This is a genomic window from Streptomyces sp. NPDC001728 (assembly GCF_040297565.1).
Lineage (GTDB): Bacteria > Actinomycetota > Actinomycetes > Streptomycetales > Streptomycetaceae > Streptomyces.
The window spans coordinates 31,387-51,807 of sequence record NZ_JBEOZK010000014.1 but is presented as its reverse complement, the minus strand read 5'-3'; the positions used below and the strand labels follow the sequence as shown (position 1 = coordinate 51,807).

Annotated in this window: 18 protein-coding genes; 8 read left to right on the top strand and 10 right to left on the bottom strand. The window is 71.3% G+C overall.

Annotated elements, in window-relative coordinates; genetic code table 11:
- Positions 1-45 precede the first annotated feature (45 nt).
- The 3 genes from ABT154_RS21195 to ABT154_RS21185 all read right to left on the bottom strand — a co-directional run bounded on the left by ABT154_RS21195 (position 46) and on the right by ABT154_RS21185 (position 2,682).
- On the bottom strand, positions 46-276 hold the full coding sequence (locus ABT154_RS21195) for a helix-turn-helix domain-containing protein (RefSeq protein WP_351858374.1): 231 nt from the start codon (positions 274-276) through the stop codon (positions 46-48).
- Positions 277-883: 607 nt separating this feature from the next.
- Positions 884-1,918: an ABC transporter substrate-binding protein gene (locus tag ABT154_RS21190; RefSeq protein WP_502969557.1), complete on the bottom strand. Its 1,035-nt coding sequence runs from the start codon at positions 1,916-1,918 to the stop codon at positions 884-886.
- Positions 1,919-2,031: 113 nt separating this feature from the next.
- Positions 2,032-2,682, bottom strand: a complete 651-nt coding sequence (locus tag ABT154_RS21185) for a class I SAM-dependent methyltransferase (RefSeq protein WP_351858373.1) — start codon at positions 2,680-2,682, stop codon at positions 2,032-2,034.
- A gap of 269 nt (positions 2,683-2,951) precedes the next feature.
- On the opposite strand from ABT154_RS21185, the gene ABT154_RS21180 reads away from it, so the two are divergent.
- Positions 2,952-3,782, top strand: coding sequence for a glycoside hydrolase domain-containing protein (locus ABT154_RS21180; protein WP_351858372.1), 831 nt, complete (start codon positions 2,952-2,954; stop codon positions 3,780-3,782).
- Positions 3,783-3,885: 103 nt separating this feature from the next.
- On the opposite strand, the gene ABT154_RS21175 is transcribed toward ABT154_RS21180, so the two are convergent.
- Both ABT154_RS21175 and ABT154_RS21170 read right to left on the bottom strand, forming a co-directional pair.
- Positions 3,886-4,059 carry a hypothetical protein gene (locus ABT154_RS21175; RefSeq protein ID WP_351858371.1) on the bottom strand — a complete coding sequence of 58 codons (174 nt, stop codon included), beginning with the start codon at positions 4,057-4,059 and terminating at the stop codon, positions 3,886-3,888.
- A gap of 124 nt (positions 4,060-4,183) precedes the next feature.
- A complete protein-coding gene (locus ABT154_RS21170) occupies positions 4,184-4,330 on the bottom strand; it encodes a hypothetical protein (protein ID WP_351858370.1) in 147 nt (48 codons plus the stop codon).
- Positions 4,331-4,367: 37 nt separating this feature from the next.
- Here ABT154_RS21170 and ABT154_RS21165 point away from each other — a divergent pair, with 37 nt between their 5' ends.
- The 3 genes from ABT154_RS21165 (at position 4,368) to ABT154_RS21155 (ending at position 8,253) form a co-directional block, all read left to right on the top strand.
- Positions 4,368-5,033, top strand: coding sequence for a nitroreductase (locus ABT154_RS21165; protein ID WP_351858369.1), 666 nt, complete (start codon positions 4,368-4,370; stop codon positions 5,031-5,033).
- Positions 5,034-5,144: 111 nt separating this feature from the next.
- Positions 5,145-5,804: an MSMEG_1061 family FMN-dependent PPOX-type flavoprotein gene (locus tag ABT154_RS21160; protein ID WP_351858368.1), complete on the top strand. Its 660-nt coding sequence runs from the start codon at positions 5,145-5,147 to the stop codon at positions 5,802-5,804.
- 97 nt (positions 5,805-5,901) lie between these two features.
- The gene (locus tag ABT154_RS21155; protein ID WP_351858367.1) at positions 5,902-8,253 is read left to right on the top strand and encodes an ATP-binding cassette domain-containing protein; all 2,352 of its coding nucleotides are present in this window, start codon (positions 5,902-5,904) and stop codon (positions 8,251-8,253) included.
- 29 nt (positions 8,254-8,282) lie between these two features.
- Here ABT154_RS21155 and ABT154_RS21150 read toward each other — a convergent pair whose 3' ends face one another.
- The 3 genes from ABT154_RS21150 to ABT154_RS21140 are packed head-to-tail and all read right to left on the bottom strand — an operon-like array spanning position 8,283 to position 11,699.
- Complete coding sequence (locus ABT154_RS21150) at positions 8,283-9,029, bottom strand: succinate dehydrogenase/fumarate reductase iron-sulfur subunit (RefSeq protein ID WP_351858366.1); 747 nt, start codon at positions 9,027-9,029, stop codon at positions 8,283-8,285.
- Positions 9,026-10,972 (bottom strand): fumarate reductase/succinate dehydrogenase flavoprotein subunit, encoded by a 1,947-nt coding sequence (locus tag ABT154_RS21145; RefSeq protein ID WP_351858365.1) that lies wholly within the window; start codon positions 10,970-10,972, stop codon positions 9,026-9,028. The genes ABT154_RS21150 and ABT154_RS21145 overlap by 4 nt, the downstream gene beginning before the upstream one ends.
- 1 nt (position 10,973) lies before the next feature.
- A complete protein-coding gene (locus ABT154_RS21140; RefSeq protein ID WP_502969556.1) occupies positions 10,974-11,699 on the bottom strand; it encodes a succinate dehydrogenase in 726 nt (241 codons plus the stop codon).
- A 96-nt stretch (positions 11,700-11,795) separates the two neighbouring features.
- On the opposite strand from ABT154_RS21140, the gene ABT154_RS21135 reads away from it, so the two are divergent.
- Both ABT154_RS21135 and ABT154_RS21130 read left to right on the top strand, forming a co-directional pair.
- Complete coding sequence (locus tag ABT154_RS21135; RefSeq protein WP_351858364.1) at positions 11,796-12,716, top strand: LysR family transcriptional regulator; 921 nt, start codon at positions 11,796-11,798, stop codon at positions 12,714-12,716.
- 90 nt (positions 12,717-12,806) lie between these two features.
- The gene (locus tag ABT154_RS21130) at positions 12,807-14,981 is read left to right on the top strand and encodes a hypothetical protein (protein WP_351858363.1); all 2,175 of its coding nucleotides are present in this window, start codon (positions 12,807-12,809) and stop codon (positions 14,979-14,981) included.
- A 220-nt stretch (positions 14,982-15,201) separates the two neighbouring features.
- Here ABT154_RS21130 and ABT154_RS21125 read toward each other — a convergent pair whose 3' ends face one another.
- The gene (locus ABT154_RS21125; RefSeq protein WP_351858362.1) at positions 15,202-17,367 is read right to left on the bottom strand and encodes a putative bifunctional diguanylate cyclase/phosphodiesterase; all 2,166 of its coding nucleotides are present in this window, start codon (positions 17,365-17,367) and stop codon (positions 15,202-15,204) included.
- Entirely contained in the window at positions 17,364-18,176 is an 813-nt protein-coding gene (locus ABT154_RS21120; protein WP_351858361.1) for an SAM-dependent methyltransferase, read from the bottom strand. The genes ABT154_RS21125 and ABT154_RS21120 overlap by 4 nt, the downstream gene beginning before the upstream one ends.
- A 541-nt stretch (positions 18,177-18,717) precedes the next feature.
- Here ABT154_RS21120 and ABT154_RS21115 point away from each other — a divergent pair.
- Complete coding sequence (locus ABT154_RS21115) at positions 18,718-19,458, top strand: hypothetical protein (protein ID WP_351858360.1); 741 nt, start codon at positions 18,718-18,720, stop codon at positions 19,456-19,458.
- A 173-nt stretch (positions 19,459-19,631) separates the two neighbouring features.
- Complete coding sequence (locus ABT154_RS21110) at positions 19,632-20,396, top strand: bestrophin-like domain (RefSeq protein WP_351858359.1); 765 nt, start codon at positions 19,632-19,634, stop codon at positions 20,394-20,396.
- The last annotated feature ends 25 nt before the right edge of the window (positions 20,397-20,421 follow it).

The window sequence follows — 20,421 nt, the reverse complement described above, 5'->3', positions numbered from 1 at the left end:
GCACGCAGCCGACGTGGGTTCCGACACGCCACCAGAACGGCGAGGTCAGGGCAGGAGGTCTCGCGTGGCCACGTCGAGGGCGCGGGCCAAGCGGATGAGGTGGCTGAATTTGGCGTCGTTCTGGCCGCCCTCTATGCGCTGGAGAGTGGACCGGTCGATGCCGGCGAGCTCGGCCAGCTGCTCTTGGGTGAGGTTGGCGTAGAGGCGGGCATCGCGGACTCGCAGCCCGAGCGCCTGCTGGGCGCTGGTGATCCATTCGGGCTGGTCGGCGGGCACTCGACCAAGTTCGAACTTTCATGATCATTTGTCAGCAGCTACTTTGCTGCTTTTTATGATCACGGTTCAAGGTGCACGAGACGGGTATGGCTGATTCCGCACGTTGACGTTTACCCCTGGCACATGACAGGCCACGCCGAGTATCGTCAATGATCGGGAACGTATGTTCGATTTTCAAGGCTTGGCGTATCGGGCACCCTCAGACACCCCGAATGCGCCGCTGGTAACTGCATAGCGAAAGAGTTCGGCACCGCGCGGGTTCAGGTCACGCCGGCGCCGATGGGACCGCCTCCAGTTCGCCAGCTCCCCGCGAGCGAGCAGGAAGCGGCCCCTGCGGTCACCCGCCCCACAATGGCGGGTGGTCGCACCGACGAGTGTCACGCATGGCGTGATTGCTGTACGAGACATTCGCTGGCCAGATGCCAGGGTCGAGCCGCCACGACGCCTTCGAGGGTGCAATGCGGCTCGACCCTGGTCTGCACTCAGGGATGACTGGGAAACCATTGGGAAACGATCTTGCCCAACCAGTGACGTGCACTGACCAACACGCGATGGACTGGCAGGAGTTTCCCCAGTTCAGAAGCCTTGTGATCCACGTCGACAATGGTCAGACGTTCGGCTGATTCATGTACCCCGTCATCATGTGCATGTTGAGCGGGACGTCCTCGCCTCCGGCGGCCTTCCTGATGTCGGCCTTGAACTGTTCCATCGCGGGGGTGTCCGCCTCGAAGGGCTGGAACTGGAGCAGTACGTGCACCCCGTCGAGGGCCTGCTTCGTCGCGTCCTTCGCGAGCAGCCCGGGGTCGTAGTCCGTCGGGTCGGAGATGATCCCCTTGTAGCCGGACCGCTTGAGGGCGGTGAACAGGCCGATGTTGTACGGCGTCTGCATCACGGAGACCACGGCTTCGGGCGCGCCGCCGCCGGAGCCCGAGCGGAGGATCTCCTTGGTGTACGCCGACCAGTCGCTGGGCATCGAGGTCGCCGGCACCACGGCCTTGGCGTACGGGACCTGGAAGCCGGCCGCCTTGAAACCCTGGGTGAAGGTGCGGATGCCGAACTTGCCGGCGTCGTTGTCGCCGGCGATCAGCGCGACGGACTTGCCGCGGGAGCCGCCGAGGACGGCCGCGAGGCTCTCGGGCCAGGTCTGGTTGAGCGTGCCTCCCGGCGTCGGGACGAGGCAGCCGTTGAAGCCGTAGATGTGCGCCGGCCCGCAGAACGAGGGGAGCGTGCCCCAGCCCACCGTCGGAACCTTCTGGGCATCGAGGAAGTCGGCCCCGGCGAAGGTGACCGAGCTCATGGGCGAGACGGCGAAGACCTTGTCCTGCTGGACGAGCTTGCGGGCCGCGGCCAGGTTCCTGGCCGGGTCCTGGCCGTCGTCCTCGGCGCCCAGGTACTCGATCTTCCGCCCGTTGATCCCGCCCTCGGCGTTGGCCCGGTCGTAGCGGGCCCGGGCACCGAGATCGGTGTCCTTCTTGGAGTATCCGCTGGCCGTCGTCATGGAGACGATGCCGCCGACCTTGATCGTGTCGACGGTGACTCCACGTGCGGAGGTGGCGGTACTTCCGCCACTGGAGGCGGAGTTGCAGGCGGTGACGAGGAGCAGGGCGAACGCGGCGGCGATGACGCGCAACGGTCGAGGCACGAGCGATCCCTCCGTCGGGTGACCGCATTCTGTGACCGAACTGATGAACCGTCAATAACTGATACGACGTCAATTGACGTTGCGTCAGACATGGTCCGCCGCCGCGCGCTCCGTCAGGCCGGGCGGCGGGCGTAAGTGAAGAGGTGCTCCTCGGGGGCCGCGCGGTCGTCGTCCGGGGCGAAGACCGACACCGCGTGGTGCAGGACGTCGAGGCCGCAGTCCTCCCGCTGGAGGCGCAGGTACTCCTCCGCCGAGAAGCTGGAGACCTTGACCGTGCGCTCCATCCAGACGATCTCGGCGTCCTCCACGTCCGCGGGCACCGTCGCCGTCACCAGGAAGCCGCCGGGCGCCAGCCAGCCGGCCATGCGCTTGAGGGCGTCGGCCGCCTCCGCCCTGCTCATCATCAGAAGGGGGAAGAACGCGCACACCGCGTCGAAGTGACCCTCCGGCGCGTCGAACGCCCGCACGTCGCACTGCTCGAATCCCGCCCCGGGCACCTGGGCACCCGCGAGGGCCACCATCTCGCCGGACACGTCGATCCCGGTCACCTCACAGCCGGCCCGCACGAGGAGGTCGGCCACCGGACGCCCGGTCCCACTGCCCACGTCGAGCACCCTCGCCCCGGCGCCCAGCCGTGCGGTGAGCCACTCGATCGCCTCCAGCTGGGCCGGCAGACGCACGAAGGCGTGCTCGTACTCGACCCCCAGCCCGTCGAACAACTCAGCCGCCGACACCGGCCGCACGTGAGCATCGTCGTGGTCCATCCCGAGTCCCTTCCGTCGCGAGGTGAGTCATCAGTGTTCGTACCACGCGCGACCCACCCGCCCGGGCCCTTCCGACGACCCGACCGGAAGCCAGCCGGAACGGCATGCGCCGGCCCTCCGCGCGGGGCGGAACCGCTGCTGCTCACCGCCCGGGGCCGCGACCGCCGCGTCGCCCCAGCCGTCGAGGGCTCCGCGGCGCTGGGTAGGGTGATCGCGCTCCAGCGGGACGGAGCCTGAACTCGAACATGTCGTACGTATGGGGTGGGGAATTGCCGAAGCACCGGTTGTCCAAGAGAGGTCGCTACATCGCGTGGGCGGCGACGGGCGTGTGCGTCGTGGCCGGTGCCGGGGTCGCGGCGCAGACCTCGATGGCGGCTCCGGCGTGGCCGGTGCAGAAGACCTACACGGGCCGGGCGTTCGACGCCTGCACCGCGCCCTCGCTCTCCGCGATGACGGCGTGGAAGAAGGACGGCTACTACGGCGGTGTCGCGGTCTACGTCGGCGGCAAGAACCGCGGCTGCGCCCAGCCCAACCTGACCAGGTCCTGGGTCAAGTCGGTCGACACGCTCGGCTGGCGGGTCATCCCCCTCTACGTCGGCGCCCAGCCGCCCTGCCAGAAGAGCGGCAACAAGGAGCGGTTCACCGCGGCAACCGCCGCCTCGGTGGGCGCCTCCAACGCCAACGACGCGATCGCCAAGGCATCGGCCCTCGGCATGAAGGCCGGCAGCCCGGTCTACCTCAACATGGAGTCGTACGACATCGCCGACAAGGCGTGCAACGACGCGACGCTCACCTACGTGCGGTCCTTCACCAAGACCCTCCGCGCCAAGACCTACCGCGCCGGTCTCTACGGCTTCAGCGGCTCCAGCGCCAAGGCCATCGCCACCGCCACGAACCGCACCGACCTGCCGGGAAACCTCTGGTACGCCCTGTGGAACGGCCAGGAGACCACCACCAAGGACTGGCCCTGGAACCCGAAGCTGTACACCGACCACAGCCGCGGTCACCAGTACAAGGCCAACAGCAAGGAGACCCGCGGCGGCTACACCATCACCGTCGACCGCAACGCCTGGGACGCCCCGGTCGCCCTCATCGGCTGACCATGACCGGTTCGGGCCCGCGCGGTGCTTCACCGGTTCGGCGGGCCAGGACCTTGCCGCGTCGGCGAGGACGGGGCCTCCCGCCCTCGCCGACGACGAGGGTTCAGCTGGTGGACCCGCGGCCGGCGAACCGTACGACCACTCCTGCCACGATGCCGGCGAGGCCCAGGAGCAGAACGGGAAGGCCGGGGCCCGGAAGGACGTACATGGCCGCTCCGGCCACCGTCAGGACGGCACCGATCGACATCACCACGACGCCGACGCGAGGCTGGGACATGCTGGTTCCTCCTTGGTCGTTCCTACCCGTACCCGCCGGACCACGCCCGTTCCGCGCCCCGGCCGCCCGGCACCCGCTGCGAGTTCTACCGGTCCGGCCGCGACCTGTTGACCGAGGTCGACCTCTACCGGCTCTGCTGGTCGGGCCCCACGCTGGCGACGAAGGGCACCGTGCCCGCGAGCCGACCGACGGCCTCGTGGCCGCCTTCCGCACCGTCGAGGAGGAGCTGAACCGCGGCGATCCAGGACCGGTGGAGATCGTTGCCGACCAACTGGTCGGCGTACGTCGAGCGAGAGGACGCGAACCACGTGGATGTGTACGAAGCAGTGGAAGGCCGCCGGGCCGTGCGGGCGTTCAGCGACGAGCCGGTGCCCCGAGAGGTCCTCGAACGCGTGCTGACCGCGGCGACGCGGGCCCCGTCGAGCGGGAACCTCCAGCCGTGGCGTGCCTATGTCCTGGCCGGCGAGCCGCTGGCCGAACTGAAGAGGCGCGCGACGGCCAGGGCGCTGGCGGGCGACCCGGGTGACGAGCGGGAGTATCCGATGTACCCGGCCGAACTGGCCTCGCCGTATCTGGACCGCTTCGCCGCCGCTGCCGCCCAGCGGTACGAAGCGTTGGGCATCGAGCGCGACGACCCCGACCGGCCCAGGAAGATCGCCGTCTTGAACTCGGAGGCGTTCGGGGCGCCGGTCGTGCTCTTCTGCTACCTCGACCGGGCGATGGGTCCCGGGCAGTGGGCGGACGCGGGGATGTACGTGCAGACGGTCATGCTGCTGCTGAGGGCGGAGGGGCTGCACAGCTGCCCCCAGGTGATGTGGACGATGTACCGCGAGACCGTCGGCCAGGTGGTCGGGGCCGACGACGGGCTCGTGCTGCTCTGCGGCGTCTCGGTGGGATTCGAGAAGGAGGGCTCGCCACCGCTGCGCACCGGGCGAGCGGACATGGCGGAAACAGTGAGCTTCATCGGAATGTGACGATCGGACGGTCAAGACCCGCAGGATCAGCAAGCGCGACCCCTTCCATGTCCTCCTACTCGCCGACCGGGATCAGTAGCAGGTCGGCCCTCTCAAGGTCCGGAGCAATCAATGACAACCCCTCCTTCTCTCAGCGCCTTCGACTCACTCCGCCTCGACGCCGTGCCCGACCAGGAGACCCTGCGTCGGGTCTACGAACTCCCCGGCGACGCGGCCGTGCGCAAGCAGATGACCGAACTCACCGATCAGACAAGGCGGTTGATCGGCTGTTCCTCGCTGGTGCTGGTCGCCAGCGCGGACACCGAGGGCAACTGCGACGTCTCCCCGCGCGGCGGCCCCGCCGGGTTCGTCTCGGTCCTGGACGCGCGGACGGTGGCGATACCGGACGCGACCGGCAACAAGCGTCTGGACACCCTGCGGAACGTGATCGCCACCGGGCGGGCCGGGCTGCTGTTCGTCGTTCCGGGGCGCACCACGACGCTCAGGGTGAACGGCCGGGCCTGCGTCTCCACCCGCCCCGAGCTGCTGTCGCAGCTGACCGCCGTGGGCAAGCCGCCGGCCAGTGCGCTGGTGGTGGGGATCGAGGAGGTCTACCCGCACTGTCCGAAGTCGCTCCTGCGCAGCGGGGCCTGGAAGCCGGAGCAGTGGCTGCCGGCGGACGCCCAGCCGACCTCGGCCGAGGTGACACTGGCGCAGCTGCGGATGCCGGAGCTGACGATCGCCGACGTCGAGCAGGCGGAGGCGGACTCGCTGAGGTACCGGTACGAGTGACCGGCCGGCCGGTGCCGGCACGCGGTGGGCCCGGCGCCGCCGGAGGCCCTCCGCCCCCTGAACGGGACACCAGGGGATCAATGGATAAAATCGCCCTGTGTACGACAGCCCTCGTGATCCCTATGTCCGTGTCCGCGGTGCCCGTGAGCACAACCTCGCCGGGGTCGACGTCGACATCCCCCGCGACGCGCTCGTCGCCTTCACCGGCGTGTCCGGCTCCGGCAAGTCGTCGCTGGCCTTCGGCACGATCTACGCGGAGGCCCAGCGGCGCTACTTCGAGTCGGTCGCTCCGTACGCGCGGCGGCTGATCCACCAGGTGGGGGCGCCCGCCGTCGGTGAGATCAGCGGGCTGCCGCCGGCGGTCTCCCTCGAGCAGCGCCGGTCCTCGCCGAACGCCCGCTCCTCGGTCGGCACGGTGACGACGCTCTCCAACTCGCTCCGCATGCTCTTCTCGCGTGCCGGCCGCTATCCGCAGGGCGCGCCACGCCTCGACTCCGACGCCTTCTCCCCCAACACGACGACGGGCGCGTGCCCTTCGTGCCACGGCATCGGACGGATCCACGAGACGAGTGAGGAACTCCTGGTACCCGACCCGGAGCTGTCGATCCGTCAGGGTGCCATCGCCGCCTGGCCCGGCGCCTGGCAGGGGAAGAACCTGCGGGACGTCCTGGACGCCCTCGGGTACGACGTCGACCGGCCGTGGCGCGAGCTGGCCGCGAAGGACCGGGAGTGGATCCTCTTCACGGAGGAGCAGCCGGTGGTCACCGTGCATCCGGTACGGGAGGCGGGGCGCATCCAACGCCCCTACCAGGGAACGTACATGAGTGCCCGGCGATATGTGATGCGGACCTTCGCCGACTCGAAGAGCACGACGCTGCGGGCGAAGGCGGAGCGGTTCCTGACGAGTGCGCCCTGCCCGGTGTGCGGCGGCAGCCGGCTGCGGCCCGAGGCGCTCGCGGTGACCTTCGGGGGCCGGACGATCGCCGAGCTGGCCTCGCTTCCGCTGACGGTCCTGGCCGGGCTCCTGTCGGCGACGCCGACGGACGGCGCGGAGACGGCGCGTGTCCTCACCGAGGATCTCGCCGCCCGGATCGGGACGGTCACCGAACTGGGTCTCGGCTATCTCAGTCTGGACCGGGCCACGCCCACCCTCTCCAACGGCGAGCTCCAGCGGCTGCGGCTCGCCACCCAGCTGCGCTCGGGGCTCTTCGGCGTCGTGTACGTGCTCGACGAGCCGTCGGCAGGTCTGCACCCGGCGGACACCGAGGCGCTGCTGGTGGTCCTCGACCGGCTGAAGGCGGCCGGGAACTCGGTCTTCGTCGTCGAGCACCACCTCGACGTGGTCCGGCACGCCGACTGGCTCGTGGACGTCGGCCCGGGTGCCGGGGTCCACGGCGGCCGGGTGCTCCACAGCGGGCCGCCGGGCGGGCTGGCCGCCGTGGCGGCGTCCGCCACCCGGCGCTTCCTCTTCGACCGGGTGCCCGCACCCGCGCGGGAGGTACGGGCCCCGGCGGGGTGGCTGCGGACGGGGCCGGTCACCCGCCACAACCTGCGGGCGGTCGACGCGGCCTTCCCGGTCGGCGTCCTGACCGCCGTCACGGGCGTGTCCGGCTCCGGGAAGTCGACGCTCGTGGGCGCGCTGACCACCGAACTCCCGCTTGCAGAACGCCTGGTGACGGTGGACCAGCGGCCCATCGGCCGCACTCCGCGCTCCAACCTTGCCACGTACACGGGGCTCTTCGACGTCGTGCGGAAGCTGTTCGCGGAGACGGAGGAGGCACGGGAGCGCGGCTACAAGGTGGGCCGCTTCTCCTTCAACGTGCCCGGCGGGCGCTGCGAGACCTGTCAGGGCGAGGGCTTCGTCTCGGTGGAGCTCCTCTTCCTCCCCAGCACCTACGCGCCCTGCCCCGACTGCCACGGCGCCCGGTACAACCCCGAGACGCTCCAGGTGAGACTGGGCGGGCTGACGATCGCCGAAGTCCTGGACCTCACGGTCGAGTCGGCGGCGGAGTTCTTCGAGGACACCCCGGCCGCCGCCCGGAGCCTCGGGACCCTGCTTGACGTGGGCCTCGGCTATCTGCGGCTCGGGCAGCCGGCGACGGAGCTGTCCGGCGGCGAGGCGCAACGCATCAAGCTGGCCTCCGAGCTCCAGCGTCCGCGCCGCTCCCCCACCCTGTACGTGCTCGACGAGCCGACGACCGGTCTGCACCCGGCGGATGTCGAGGTGCTGATGCGCCAGCTCCACGGTCTGGTGGACGCGGGGCATTCCGTGGTCGTCGTCGAGCACGACATGGATGTGGTCGCCACCGCCGACTGGGTGGTCGACCTCGGTCCGGGCGGCGGCGACGAGGGCGGCCGGGTGGTGGCGGCCGGGCCGCCGTCCGAGGTGGCCGTCTCGCCCGTGAGCCGGACGGCTCCGTACCTGGCGCGGGCGCTCGCGGGCGGCTGACCGGCCCCCGGGCCGCCGTGCCCCCGCGCCTACCCCTTCACCTTCCGCCGCGCCCGCAGCCACTCCTTGTTCATCGCCGCGATCGACGGCAGCGGGATGCCCTTGGGGCAGGCCGTCGCGCACTCGCCGGTCAGGGTGCAGCCGCCGAAGCCCTCCGCGTCCATCTGGGCGACCATGTCGAGGACCCGGGTCTCGCGCTCCGGCGAGCCCTGGGGCAGCACGTTGAGGTGGTTGACCTTGGCCGAGGTGAAGAGCATCGCGGAGCCGTTGGGGCAGGCCGCGACGCAGGCTCCGCAGCCGATGCACTCGGCGTGCTCGAAGGCGGAGTCGGCGTCGGCCTTGGGGACCGGGGTCGCGTGCGCCTCGGGGGCCGAGCCGGTGGGGGCGGAGACGTAGCCGCCGGCCTGGATCACCCGGTCGAAGGCGGAGCGGTCGACGACGAGGTCCTTGACGACGGGGAAGGCGGACGCCCGCCAGGGTTCGACGTCGATCGTGTCGCCGTCGCGGAAGGACCGCATGTGGAGCTGGCAGGTGGTGGTCCGCTCGGGGCCGTGGGCGTCGCCGTTGATGACGAGGCTGCACGCGCCGCAGATGCCCTCGCGGCAGTCGTGGTCGAAGGCCACGGGGTCCTCGCCGCGCAGGATGAGGTCCTCGTTGAGGGTGTCGAGCATCTCCAGGAAGGACATGTCGTCGGAGACGCCGTCCACGTCGTAGGTGGACATGGCGCCGGGGGCGTGGGCGTTCTTCTGGCGCCAGACGCGCAGGGTGAGCCTCATGCGTAGCTCCGCTGGGTGGGGTGGACGTACTCGAAGGTGAGGTCCTCCTTGTGGAGGACGGGAGCCGCACCGGTTCCGCCGAACTCCCAGGCCGCCGCGTAGGCGAACTCCTCGTCGCGGCGGGCGGCTTCGCCGTCGGGGGTCTGGGACTCCTCGCGGAAGTGGCCGCCGCAGGACTCGGCGCGGTGGAGCGCGTCGAGGCACATCAGCTCGGCGAGTTCCAGGTAGTCGACGATCCGGTTGGCCTTCTCCAGCGACTGGTTGAACTCCTGGCCGGTGCCGGGGACCTTGATGCGGCTCCAGAACTCCTCGCGGATCTCGGGGATCCGGTCGAGGGCGGTGCGCAGACCGCTCTCGGTGCGGGCCATCCCGCAGTACTCCCACATGAGTTCGCCGAGTTCGCGGTGGAAGGAGTCGGGGGTGCGGTCGCCGTCGACGGAGAGGAGGAGGTGGAGCCGGTCCTCGGTCTCCGCGAGCACCTCGCGGACGGCGGGGTGTTCGTCCGTGAGCGGTTCGGCGTGGGGGTGGCGGGCCAGGTAGTCGTTGATGGTGGCGGGGAGGACGAAGTAGCCGTCGGCGAGGCCCTGCATCAGGGCGGAGGCGCCGAGCCGGTTGGCCCCGTGGTCGGAGAAGTTGGCCTCGCCGACGGCGAACAGGCCGGGGACGGTGGTCTGGAGGTCGTAGTCGACCCAGAGTCCGCCCATCGTGTAGTGGACGGCGGGGTAGATCCGCATCGGGACCTCGTAAGGGTTCTCGGCGGTGATCCGCTCGTACATGTCGAAGAGGTTGCCGTACTTCTCCTCGACGGCCGCCCGGCCCATCCGGCCGATCGCGTCGGCGAAGTCGAGGTAGACGCCCTGCCCGCCGGGGCCGACGCCGCGGCCCTCGTCGCAGACGTTCTTCGCGGCTCGGGAGGCGATGTCGCGGGGGACGAGGTTGCCGAAGGAGGGGTAGATGCGCTCCAGGTAGTAGTCGCGCTCGTCCTCGGGGATGTCGGCGGCGGGCCGGGTGTCGCCCTTGGCCTTCGGCACCCAGATGCGGCCGTCGTTGCGCAGCGACTCGCTCATCAGGGTCAGCTTGGACTGGTGGTCGCCGGTGCGCGGGATGCAGGTGGGGTGGATCTGGGTGAAGCAGGGGTTGGCGAAGTACGCGCCGCGCCGGTGGGCCCGCCAGACGGCGGTGGCGTTGGAGTTCATCGCGTTGGTGGAGAGGTAGAAGACGTTTCCGTAGCCGCCGCTGGCGAGGACGACGGCGTCGGCGTAGTGGGTGGAGATCTCGCCCGTGATCAGGTCGCGGGCGACGATGCCCCGGGCCCGCCCGTCGACGACGACGAGGTCCAGCATCTCCGTACGGGCGTGCATCTCGACGTTCCCGGCGGCGATCTGCCGGGACAGCGCCTGGTAGGCGCCGAGGAGGAGCTGCTGCCCGGTCTGGCCGCGCGCGTAGAAGGTGCGGGAGACCTGGACGCCGCCGAAGGAGCGGGTGTCGAGGAGTCCGCCGTACTCGCGGGCGAAGGGGACGCCCTGGGCGACGCACTGGTCGATGATCTCGACGGAGATCTGGGCGAGCCGGTGGACGTTGGACTCGCGGGCGCGGAAGTCGCCGCCCTTGACGGTGTCGTAGAAGAGGCGGTGGATGGAGTCGCCGTCGTTGCGGTAGTTCTTGGCGGCGTTGATGCCGCCCTGCGCGGCGATGGAGTGGGCGCGGCGCGGGGAGTCCTGGAAGCAGAACTGGACGACGTGGTAGCCCTGTTCGGCGAGGGTGGCGCCGGCGGAGCCGCCGGCGAGGCCGGTGCCGACGACGATGATCCGGTGCTTGCGGCGGTTGGCGGGGTTGACCAGCTTCGCCTGGAAGCGGCGGGTGTCCCAGCGTTCGGCGATGGGGCCGGCGGGGGCCGTGTGATCGACGACCGGCTCACCGGTCGCGAAGTCGAGGAAGCTCATGTCAGCTCACCACTCCGGTCATGACGGCTACGGGTACGGAGATGAAGCCCGCGGTCAGGACGAGCGCGAGGGCGTTGGCGGTGGCCCTGAGGAGGCGTTCGCGGCGGGCGTTGCCGACGCCCAGGGTCTGGGCGGCGCTCCAGAAGCCGTGGCGGACGTGGAGGCCGACGGCGAGCATGGCGACGATGTAGATGACGTTGCCGTACCAGGTGGAGAAGGTGTCGACGATGTTCTGGTAGGGCTTGCCGTCCTCGAAGCCGCCGGGGTGGACGGTGCCGGTGGTGAGGTCGAGGACGTGCCAGACGATGAAGAGGGCGAGGATGATCCCGCCCCAGCGCATGGTGCGGGTCGCGTAGGAGGAGCCCTTGCGGCGGTGGACGTACGCGGTGGGGCGGGCCTTCACGTCGCGGCGGCTGAGCTGGTACGCGGAGACGGCGTGGCCGACGACGGCGGCGAGGAGCACGATCCGGACGAGCCAGAGGGCCCACTCGTGGTGGAGGACGGGGGCGCCCATGACCCGCAGCCAGTGGGCGTAGGCGTTGAACTCCTCGGGGCCGAAGAAGACCTTCAGGTTGCCGGCGACATGGACGACGAGATAGCCGAGCATGATCAGCCCGCTGACGGCCATGACCGTCTTCTTGCCGAGGGTCGATGACAGGAATCCGCGTGACGGTGTGGGGGACGGCGGGCGGCCCGTCGTCCGGTCCCTCGTGGGTGCCAGAGCCATGCACATGACGCTAGGGCCGAAGGGCCCGAGAGGTCCAAGACATGGTCTGGCTGATCTCGATAGGCGGCGCCTATTCATGTCCCCTACCCTGGGGACATGCAGTTCCAGCAGCTCCTCTACTTCGTCGCCGTGGCCGAGACCCGTCACTTCACTCGGGCCGCCGAGCGCGTCCATGTCTCCCAGCCCTCCCTCTCCCAGCAGATCAAGGCGCTCGAACAGGAGTTGGGCGCCGAGCTGTTCAGCCGCGCCCGGGGCAACATCACGCTGACCGACGCGGGCGAAGCGCTGCTGCCGCTCGCGCGCCGGATCCTCGCGGACACCGAGACGGCCCGGATCGAGGTGCAGGAGCTGGCCCAGCTGAAGCGGGGCCGGGTGCGGCTCGGCGCGACCCCGAGCCTGTGCACGGGCCTCCTCCCGGACGTCCTGCGGGTCTTCCACGACCTCCACCCGGGGATCGAGCTGCTCATCGAGGAGGGCGGCTCGCACGACCTCGTACGGGAGCTGGCGCGCGGCGCCCTCGACCTGGCGCTGGTGGTGCTCCCGCTGCCGACCCCGTCACCGGCACTGACGACCGTGGAGCTGCTGCGGGAGGACCTGGTGGTGGTCTCCGCGGCCTCGGCGCCCGGGCCGCGCCGACCGGTGCGGATCAAGGACCTGCGCGACCAGCCGCTCGTGATGTTCCGGCACGGCTACGACCTGCGGGAACTGACCGTGGCGGCGTGCCGGGCGGAGGGCTTCGAGCCCACGTTCACCGTCGAGGGCGGCGAGCTGGACGCCGTCCTCGGTTTTGTACGGGCCGGCCTCGGGCTCGCGGTCGTCCCCGCGATGGTGGCGGCGCGCGGCGGCCGGGACCTCCGGGTGACCGCCCTGGCCCGGCCGGGCCTGCGCCGGACCATCGCGCTGGCGCACCGGAGCGATGTGGCTCCACCGAGGGCGGCGCGGGAGCTCCAGCGGATCCTGCTGGCCTCGCGACGCGTCGGCCCGGAGGGGCCGGACGGGCCGACTGCCACCGGGTGAGGCGCCTCGCCCGGTGGCAGTCGGCCGGCCCCGCCCCCCGGCCGCGAAATCCGCGTGCGGCCGGCGGTGCGCGGCTGCGAGCATGCCCCCATGGTCCACGTTCTCGAACATCTGGTCGTCCGGCACTCCCTCCGTCTCCCCTGCCCCACCGGCCCCGCCGGGGACGGGACCGCCGCCGCGCGCCGGTTCGACGCGGCCCTGATGACCGCCGGTTTCAAGCTGTCGGCCGAGCTGATCGAGCGCCTCTCGGGCCTGGCCGGGCCCACGGTCGTCGAGACCGCCGTCCGCACCCTCGTCACGGTCCGCGAACTCCTCGGCGACCATGTGCGGCACAACGTCCACTTCGTCGACTTCCCCGCCAACGTGCCGGACACGCTCGACTTCTGGATCGCCTGCGTGGCCGAGGCGATCGAGGACGGCGCCGTCGGCGCCGGGGCGCTCGACGAGCTGCGCGCGGGCGTCCTCGACCTGCTGACCCTCCCGTCGTACGGGCGCTACGGGCACACGTACGAGGAGATGCTCGCCGCCCACGACGAGCTGATCGCGGCGGCGGGTGACCGGCTGACGGTGCTGCATCTCGGAGGGGACGCGGAGGCCGAGGTATCGGGGCTCTATCTGGCCCTGGCCGGCAGTACGACCCCGCTCGGCGAGGAGCACCTGCGGGACCTGGCCGTGCTCGCCGAGCACTGCGCGGACGGCCCCCAGCCCGAGACGATCACCGTCCGGGAGAGTCGCGCCGTGGTCAACCGCGCCCGGCTGCGGGTGGCCGCCGCGCCGCTGCTCGACACCGTGACCGACGTCCTGCGGCTGGCCTGCGCCCTCGCGGAGGGCGATGTCACCCTGCGCGAGCCGACCCGTTTCCGCGCGCTGTCCCGCCCGTACCGCCGCACCCTGCTCACGGGGCTCGACGCGGTGGTGGCCGCGTCCCCGGCCAAGCTCGCGGACGTGTCCGCGCACGCGGAGGCGTGGAAGCGGCTCGGGGAGCGGCTGCATCCCCACGACTACCCTCATCTGCCGCACGCCGCAGAGGTGTTCGCCGTCGCCCGGGGCGAGCGGAAGGTGCCGTCGATCGACAGCCGGCTGGAGGAGCTGCTCGTACGGGGTGAGGTAGCGGGTGCGGCGGAGTTGCTGGCCACGGCGGCCCCGGGACGCCTGTTCCGCGCCCTGGACCGGCTTCTTCGCGGCGCCGCGGAGGGCAAGGAGCGGGATGCCGTACTCGCCGCCGCCGAGCGGGCCGCGCCGGAGGTCTCGGGCCGGGTCGTCCTGTCGGTGCGCGAGCACGTCCAGAACCGCACCGGCAGGAGTCCCGAGCGCCGCGTGTTCGTGAACCGGGAGGGCAAGGCCTGGGTCACCACCGACACGCGCGCACCGCTGGAGGACGCCGTCCGCGAACGGCTCGTCGAGATGCTCGACGCGGAGACCCGGCGCCGGCTGCCGGACCCCGGACACCTCCTGATCGATCCCGAAGTCCTGCACGTCGCACTGCCGTTGAGCGGCCGGGCGGCCACGGCGGGGTTCGGCGTCCTGCCGCGCGGCTCGGTCTCACCGGTCGAGGGCGAGCTGCTGCGCTTCTTCACGTACTGGAGGGAGGCCGGGCGCACCACCGACCACGATCTGTCGGCGCTCGTCCTTGACGAGAACCACGCGACGGTCACCTGGCTCTCGTACACGGCGCTCACCGACGTCGAGGGCAAGCACTCAGGTGACATCACCTCGGCGCCCGACGGGGCTTCCGAGTTCATCGACCTGCGGCTCGGCGCGGTGCGCGGCACCTTCATCGTTCCGCAGGTGCACGTCTTCTCGGGCGAGGGCTTCGACGAGGCGGCGGAGTGCTTCTTCGGCTTCATGCTGCGCGAGTCCGCGCAGGCGGGCCGGCCGTTCGAGCCGCGGACCGTCCGGATGAAGTCGGATCTGCGGGGGCCTGGCCGGGTGGCGCTGCCGCTCGCGTTCCGGCGGGACGACGAGGGCCGCTGGCACGCGCACTGGCTGCATCTGTACCTGCGGGGCACACCGTCGGCGAACCGGGTCGAGGAGCACCGGGTGTCGATCGCGGTCCTGCTGCGCGGCCTGCTCGGCCGGACGCCGCTGACGGTCCGTCATCTGGTGGCGCTGATGCGGGAGTCGGGGGCGCCGGTGACCCTGTGGGACGGTCGTGCGCTGCCGGACACCCCGGTCACGTACATCGGTCTGGAGCGTCCGGACGGCCTCGCTCCGGGCTCGCGCGTGCTCACCCCGGAAAATCTGCGCGACCTGCTGCCCGCCTGAGTGCTACGGTCGTTCCGGGGCGAGGCCATGGAGAGGCTTCCTTCTCATACTCCATGAATTAGCCTCTCCGCTTTCCTCCCCCGTGCTTCTTCCCGGCCTCCCCTCTTCGTGCGGGGAGGCCGGTGTCGTAGGCCCGGCTTCGTGGGGGGAGGCCGGTGTCGTAGGCCCGGCTTCGTGGGGGGGGGGGGGGAGGCCGGTCCCGTACGCGTACGCCCGGGTCTCAGACCGCGTCCGCCAGCAGCAGCGAGTGGATCCGGTCCGGGGCGCCGGGGCGGGCGTAGTACCAGCCCTGAGCGGTGTCGCAGCCGAGGTCCCGCAGCTGGCGGGCCTGCGCTCCGGTCTCCACGCCCTCGACGGTGACGGCGAGTTCCAGGCTGTGGGCCAGTGAGACGATCCCCTCGACGATCTTGAGGTCGACCGGGTCCACCGGGTGCTGCTGCATCCCCCGCGTGAAGGAGCGGTCGAGCTTGAGGACGCTGACCGGCAGCCGGCGCAGATTGGCCAGGTTCGAGTAGCCGGTGCCGAAGTCGTCGAGCGCGATGTCCACGCCCATCTCGGCGAGCTGCCGCAGTGGCTTCAGCAGGTCCTCGTCGGCGCCGATGAGCGCCGATTCGGTGACTTCGAGGCAGAGCGCGCCCGGTTCGAGCCCCGACCGTTCCAGGACGTCGACGGTGTCGGCGACCAGGCGCGGGTGGTGGAGCTGGGTCGGGGAGAGGTTCACGTTGATCCGCAGCGGGCCGCCGTCGGAGTGCCGGGTCTGCCAGAAGCGGGCCTGACGGACGGCTTCCTGGAGCACCCAGCGGCCGAGCGGCACGATGAGCCCGGTGTCCTCGGCGAGCGGGATGAAGCGGTCGGGGCCGAGCACCCCGTGCTGCGGGTGGCACCAGCGGACGAGCGCCTCCGCGCCGTGCACGCTGCCGTCGTCGAGGTGGACGAGCGGCTGGTACTCGATGAAGAACTCGCCGCGTTCGAGCGCGGTCGGCAGGGCGGTGGTGAGTCCGTGCCGGGTGATGGCGCGGGCGTCGGCCTCCGGGTCGGCGAGCTCGAAGCGGTTGCCGCCCGCGGACTTGGCCCGGTACATGGTGATGTCGGCGCTCCGCAGCACCTCGGCCGCGGTCCGCTCCCCCGCCGGGCCCTCGACCACACCGAGGCTGCCGCGCACGGTGAGTTCGCGGCCGTCGATGCGGAGGGGGGTGGCGAGCGCGGCGAGGATGCGGTCGGCCAGTTCCGTGACGTCCCGCTCGCCGCCGGGGGCGGTGGTGAGGGCGACGAACTCGTCACCGCCGAGCCGGGCGACCATCTCGCCGGAGCCGGTGACACAGGTCTGGAGCCGGTCGGCGACCTCCACGAGCAGCCGGTCGCCGGTGGAGTGGCCGAGGCTGTCGTTGATGACCTTGAACCCGTCGAGGTCGAGGTAGCAGAGGCCGAACCGGGGGTTGTCGCCGGGTGCGAGGGCCTTCTCCAGGCGCTCGAAGAACAGGGTCCGGTTGGGCAGTCCGGTGAGCGCGTCGTGGGTGGCCTCGTACCGCAGGCGCAGATGGAGCAGACGCCGTTCGGTGGTGTCCTCCATGAGCGCCAGCTGGTACTGGGGCGTGCCCTCGGCGTCGCGGAGCAGCGAGACGGTGAGGTTGGTCCACAGAACCGTTCCGTCGCCCCGGTAGTAGGGCTTCTCGACCCGGTAGTGCTCGCGGTCGCCGCGGACCAGCTCCTCGTACAGCTTCCAGACGTGCGGGCCGTCCTCGGGGTGGACCCACTCGCTCACCTTGCGGCTGCGCAGGGGGCTCTCCATACCGCCGAACATCCGGGTGAGGGTCTCGTTGACCTCCAGGACGTTGCCGTCGAGGTCGGCGATGCCGATCCCTATGGCCGCCCCGTCGAAGACCGCGCGGAAGCGGCTCTCGGTGGCGTGCAGAGCGATCTCGGCGGCACTGCGGGCGCTGAGCGCGGAGCGGGCGATGGCCTCCTGCTCGGCGCGGGTCCGCTCGCGGAGCGCCTGCGCGTAGCCGGTGGCCATGGCGTGCTGGAGGCGGGAGCAGCGGGCCCTGAGCTCCTCGGCCGGCAGGTCCGAATCCGTACCGCAGTACAGCACCAGGTACGAGTCGACGACGCCGAGGCTGCGCCCGAGGGCGTCCGGGTCGGTGCAGTGGGCGGCGACGAGCGCCGCGCCGGTGCGCTGGGCCGGTGCCGTGTCGAAGGGCCGCGCGTGCAGGGCGTCGCACAGGGTGCGGGCCAGCGGCAGCAGATGCCCCTCGAACTCGGCGCGGGTCAGCGAGGTGGCGGTCACCGGGAAGATCGCGCGGCTCCAGATGGTGACGAACCGCCTGAGTCTGTCCTCCGGGCCGTCCGCTTCGGCGACGGCGCCCGACGGCTGCGACGGGACCTTCACGCCTTGCGCCCCACCCCTGCGAAACCGGAGAAGGCGTACGGGTCCTCCTCCTCGACCGGGCTCTCCGGTCGCCAGTCGGGCATCGGGACGAGACCGGGCTCGACCAGTTCGGTGCCCGCGAAGAAGCGGCTGATCTCCTCGCCCGACCGCATCACCAGCGGGTTGCGGATGTTGCGGTAGACCCCGACGGTGCCGCCCGCCTGCTCCTCGGTGAGCGGGATGCCCTCGTACGAGGCGTGGGTGAGGACGAGCAGGCTGCCGGGCGCGAGCGCGTCGACCAGCTCGGCGACGGCCTCGTACGGCCGGTCCGCGTCCTCCAGGAAGTGCAGGACGGCGACGAGGAGCAGCGCCACCGGCCGGTCCAGGTCGAGAAGTCGGGTGACCTCGGGGCTGCGCAGGACCTCGGCCGGCTTGCGCAGGTCGGCGGCGACGACGGCGGCGCCCTCGTCGCCCTCCAGGACGGCGCGGCTGTGGGCGACGGCGACCGGGTCGTGGTCGACGTAGACGACGCGGGCGGCGGGGTCGGCGGCCCGCGCGACCTCGTGCACGTTGCCGAAGGTCGGTATGCCGGAGCCGATGTCCAGGAACTGGGTGACGTCGTTGTCAACGGCGTGCCGGACGGCCCTCCGCATGAAGGCGCGGTTGGCCTGCATGATCTTGGGCAGGCCAGGCATGAACTCCATGGCCTTGCGGGCCGCTTCCCGGTCCACTTCGAAATTGTGCGAGCCGCCCAGATAGAAGTCGTACATACGGGACACGCTCGGCACCGAGATGTCGATACCAGGCGGAGCCCAGGCGGGACGCTCCATCAATGTCTCCAACAAGTCGCCATGGGGGATGCGGCCCTGTGTTCGTGGCCGGTGTTCGAGGTGAGGCTACTGATCGCCCGCCGAGAGAGCGAGTGGAAACGGAAATTCGCGGTCCGTTCTTGGTCACACGCCATTGGCACGTGCTCTTGGAACGAAGAGTTCACGCCTTCAGGCTGTGCACATTCACGTGCATCTGATCGTGCGTCGACTCTTCGGCGGACCTCCGCCGCACCCGGTGCGCGCCCAGGTCCCGCCCGCACCTCGGCCGTTGCCGCCACCGGGGCCCGGTCGCCGGTGCAGGATGCCCCGTCGTACGCCCGGTCCGACAGGGCGACAACCGGACAGATATCGCTCCGGGGGCCGGAACGGGCCGACTCGACAGACTTCGTCAAACGTGCCGTCCGTCGATACCCGGGCATTGCGGCGAATCCGCCTCCGGGGTGGCGAAACGTCAAACCAGTGCATGCGGAGAACCCCTCCATCCGGCGAATCCCGGCCGTTTCCACCCCCTCGTGCCGCCGCACTGATCAAGCTCATCGGCGTGTCTCTGTACGGATCACTCCTCGCGCGGCCACTGGCGGCCCTCGCACTGGTGTGGCTCATTGCCACCCCCGTGCCGGTCGCCGCCGACGCCTGCGCCTATGCCTCGACCGACCAGGGCGGTTCCCACGTCGCGGTGGCGGTCGCGGGCGACCGCCACGACGGCGACGACGACAGCCGGGGGAACGACAACGGCCAAGGGAACGACGGCCACGGGAAGGGCAAGGGCCACGACCGGCACGGGAAAGGCAAGGGCAAGGGCCACGGGCATCACCACCACCCGAACCCCTGCCACCCCGAACCGCCCCCGCCGTGCCCCACGCCCACTCCCACGCCCACTCCGACGCCTTCCCCGACGCCGACGCCCACTCCGTCCCCGTCCCCGACGCCCACGCCGTCCCCGAAACCGGAGCCGCCGTCGCCCACACCCCCGCCGCGCCCGCCCCGCCCGGTCCCGAAGCCACCGGCCGCCAGGCCCACGCCCCGACCGGCGCCGCCGTCCCCCGCGCCGCCGGCCACGAGGCCGCCGGAGCCCGCTCCCGCGCCGCCGGCACCGCCCTCCCCGACGCCTCCGCCGACCGTACGGCCCCGGCCCCCGGCCCCCACGCCCGTGGCCCTGCCGCACTACCGCCCCGCCACCCACACCAAGCCCAAGGGCGGCACGTCCGTCGTCACCGCGACGCTGATGATCACCGCCCCGGCCGTGCTCGCGACGGCGATCCTGCGCCCCCGGTCCAAGTGATCCGGCCGCACCACCACTTCACCGCACGGACCCCTCACCGTCCCACCGCCCTTCCGGGCCCTCCCGCTCACCGGCCGGCCGCCCCACCGTCCCGCCGCCTCACCGCTTCATCGCTTCATCGCCGCACCGTTTCACCGTCCCGCCGTCCCGCCGTACCCCGCCGAAGGATCTCCATGTCTGAATGGCTCGTTCTCACCCTTGCGATGGCCGCCGCGTGCGCCGTCGTCCTCGCCATCGTCGTCATCAACAACCGCCGCATCCCCGAGGACGACGACCCCAGCGAGACCCCCGACGTCATCGAGTACATGACGATGATGATCGGCGTGATCTACGCGATCGTCCTCGGACTGGCCATCGCCGGCGTCTGGGAGGCCCGCGGGGCCGCCCAGGAGACCGTGCGGCAGGAGGCACAGGCGATGCACGAGATCTCCGCCCGCGTCGAGGTGTACCCGCAGGACGTCCGCGCCCGCATCCGCGCCGATGTCGACGCGTACGTCTCCTACGTGGTCAACGACGAGTGGACCTACATGAGCGAGCACGGCGAGCTGAGCGAGCAGGGCACCGCGCTGCTCGACCGGGTGCGGCGCAGCGTCACCGACTACCAGCCCGCCAACGACTTCGAGGGACAGGCCTACCAGCCGCTGGTGGACCAGGTCACACTGGCCGACGACGCCCGGGGGGCCCGCGGGCAGAACGCCGGAGAGACCATGCCGGGAGTGGTGTGGTTCGGTCTGATCGTCGGCGCCCTGGTGACGGTCGGCCTGATCTTCACCCTGCAGATCCGCAGGACCGGGCGGGAGTTGCTGCTCGCCGGACTCTTCAGCGTGCTGATCGCGTTCCTGCTGTTCCTCATCTGGGACTTCGACGCGCCGTTCGGCCGGGGCATCTCGGCCACCGCCGCACCGTTCGCCGACCTGTTCCCGCAGGTCACCCGGTGACGCGGCCCCCAGGAGTGGGCCGCAC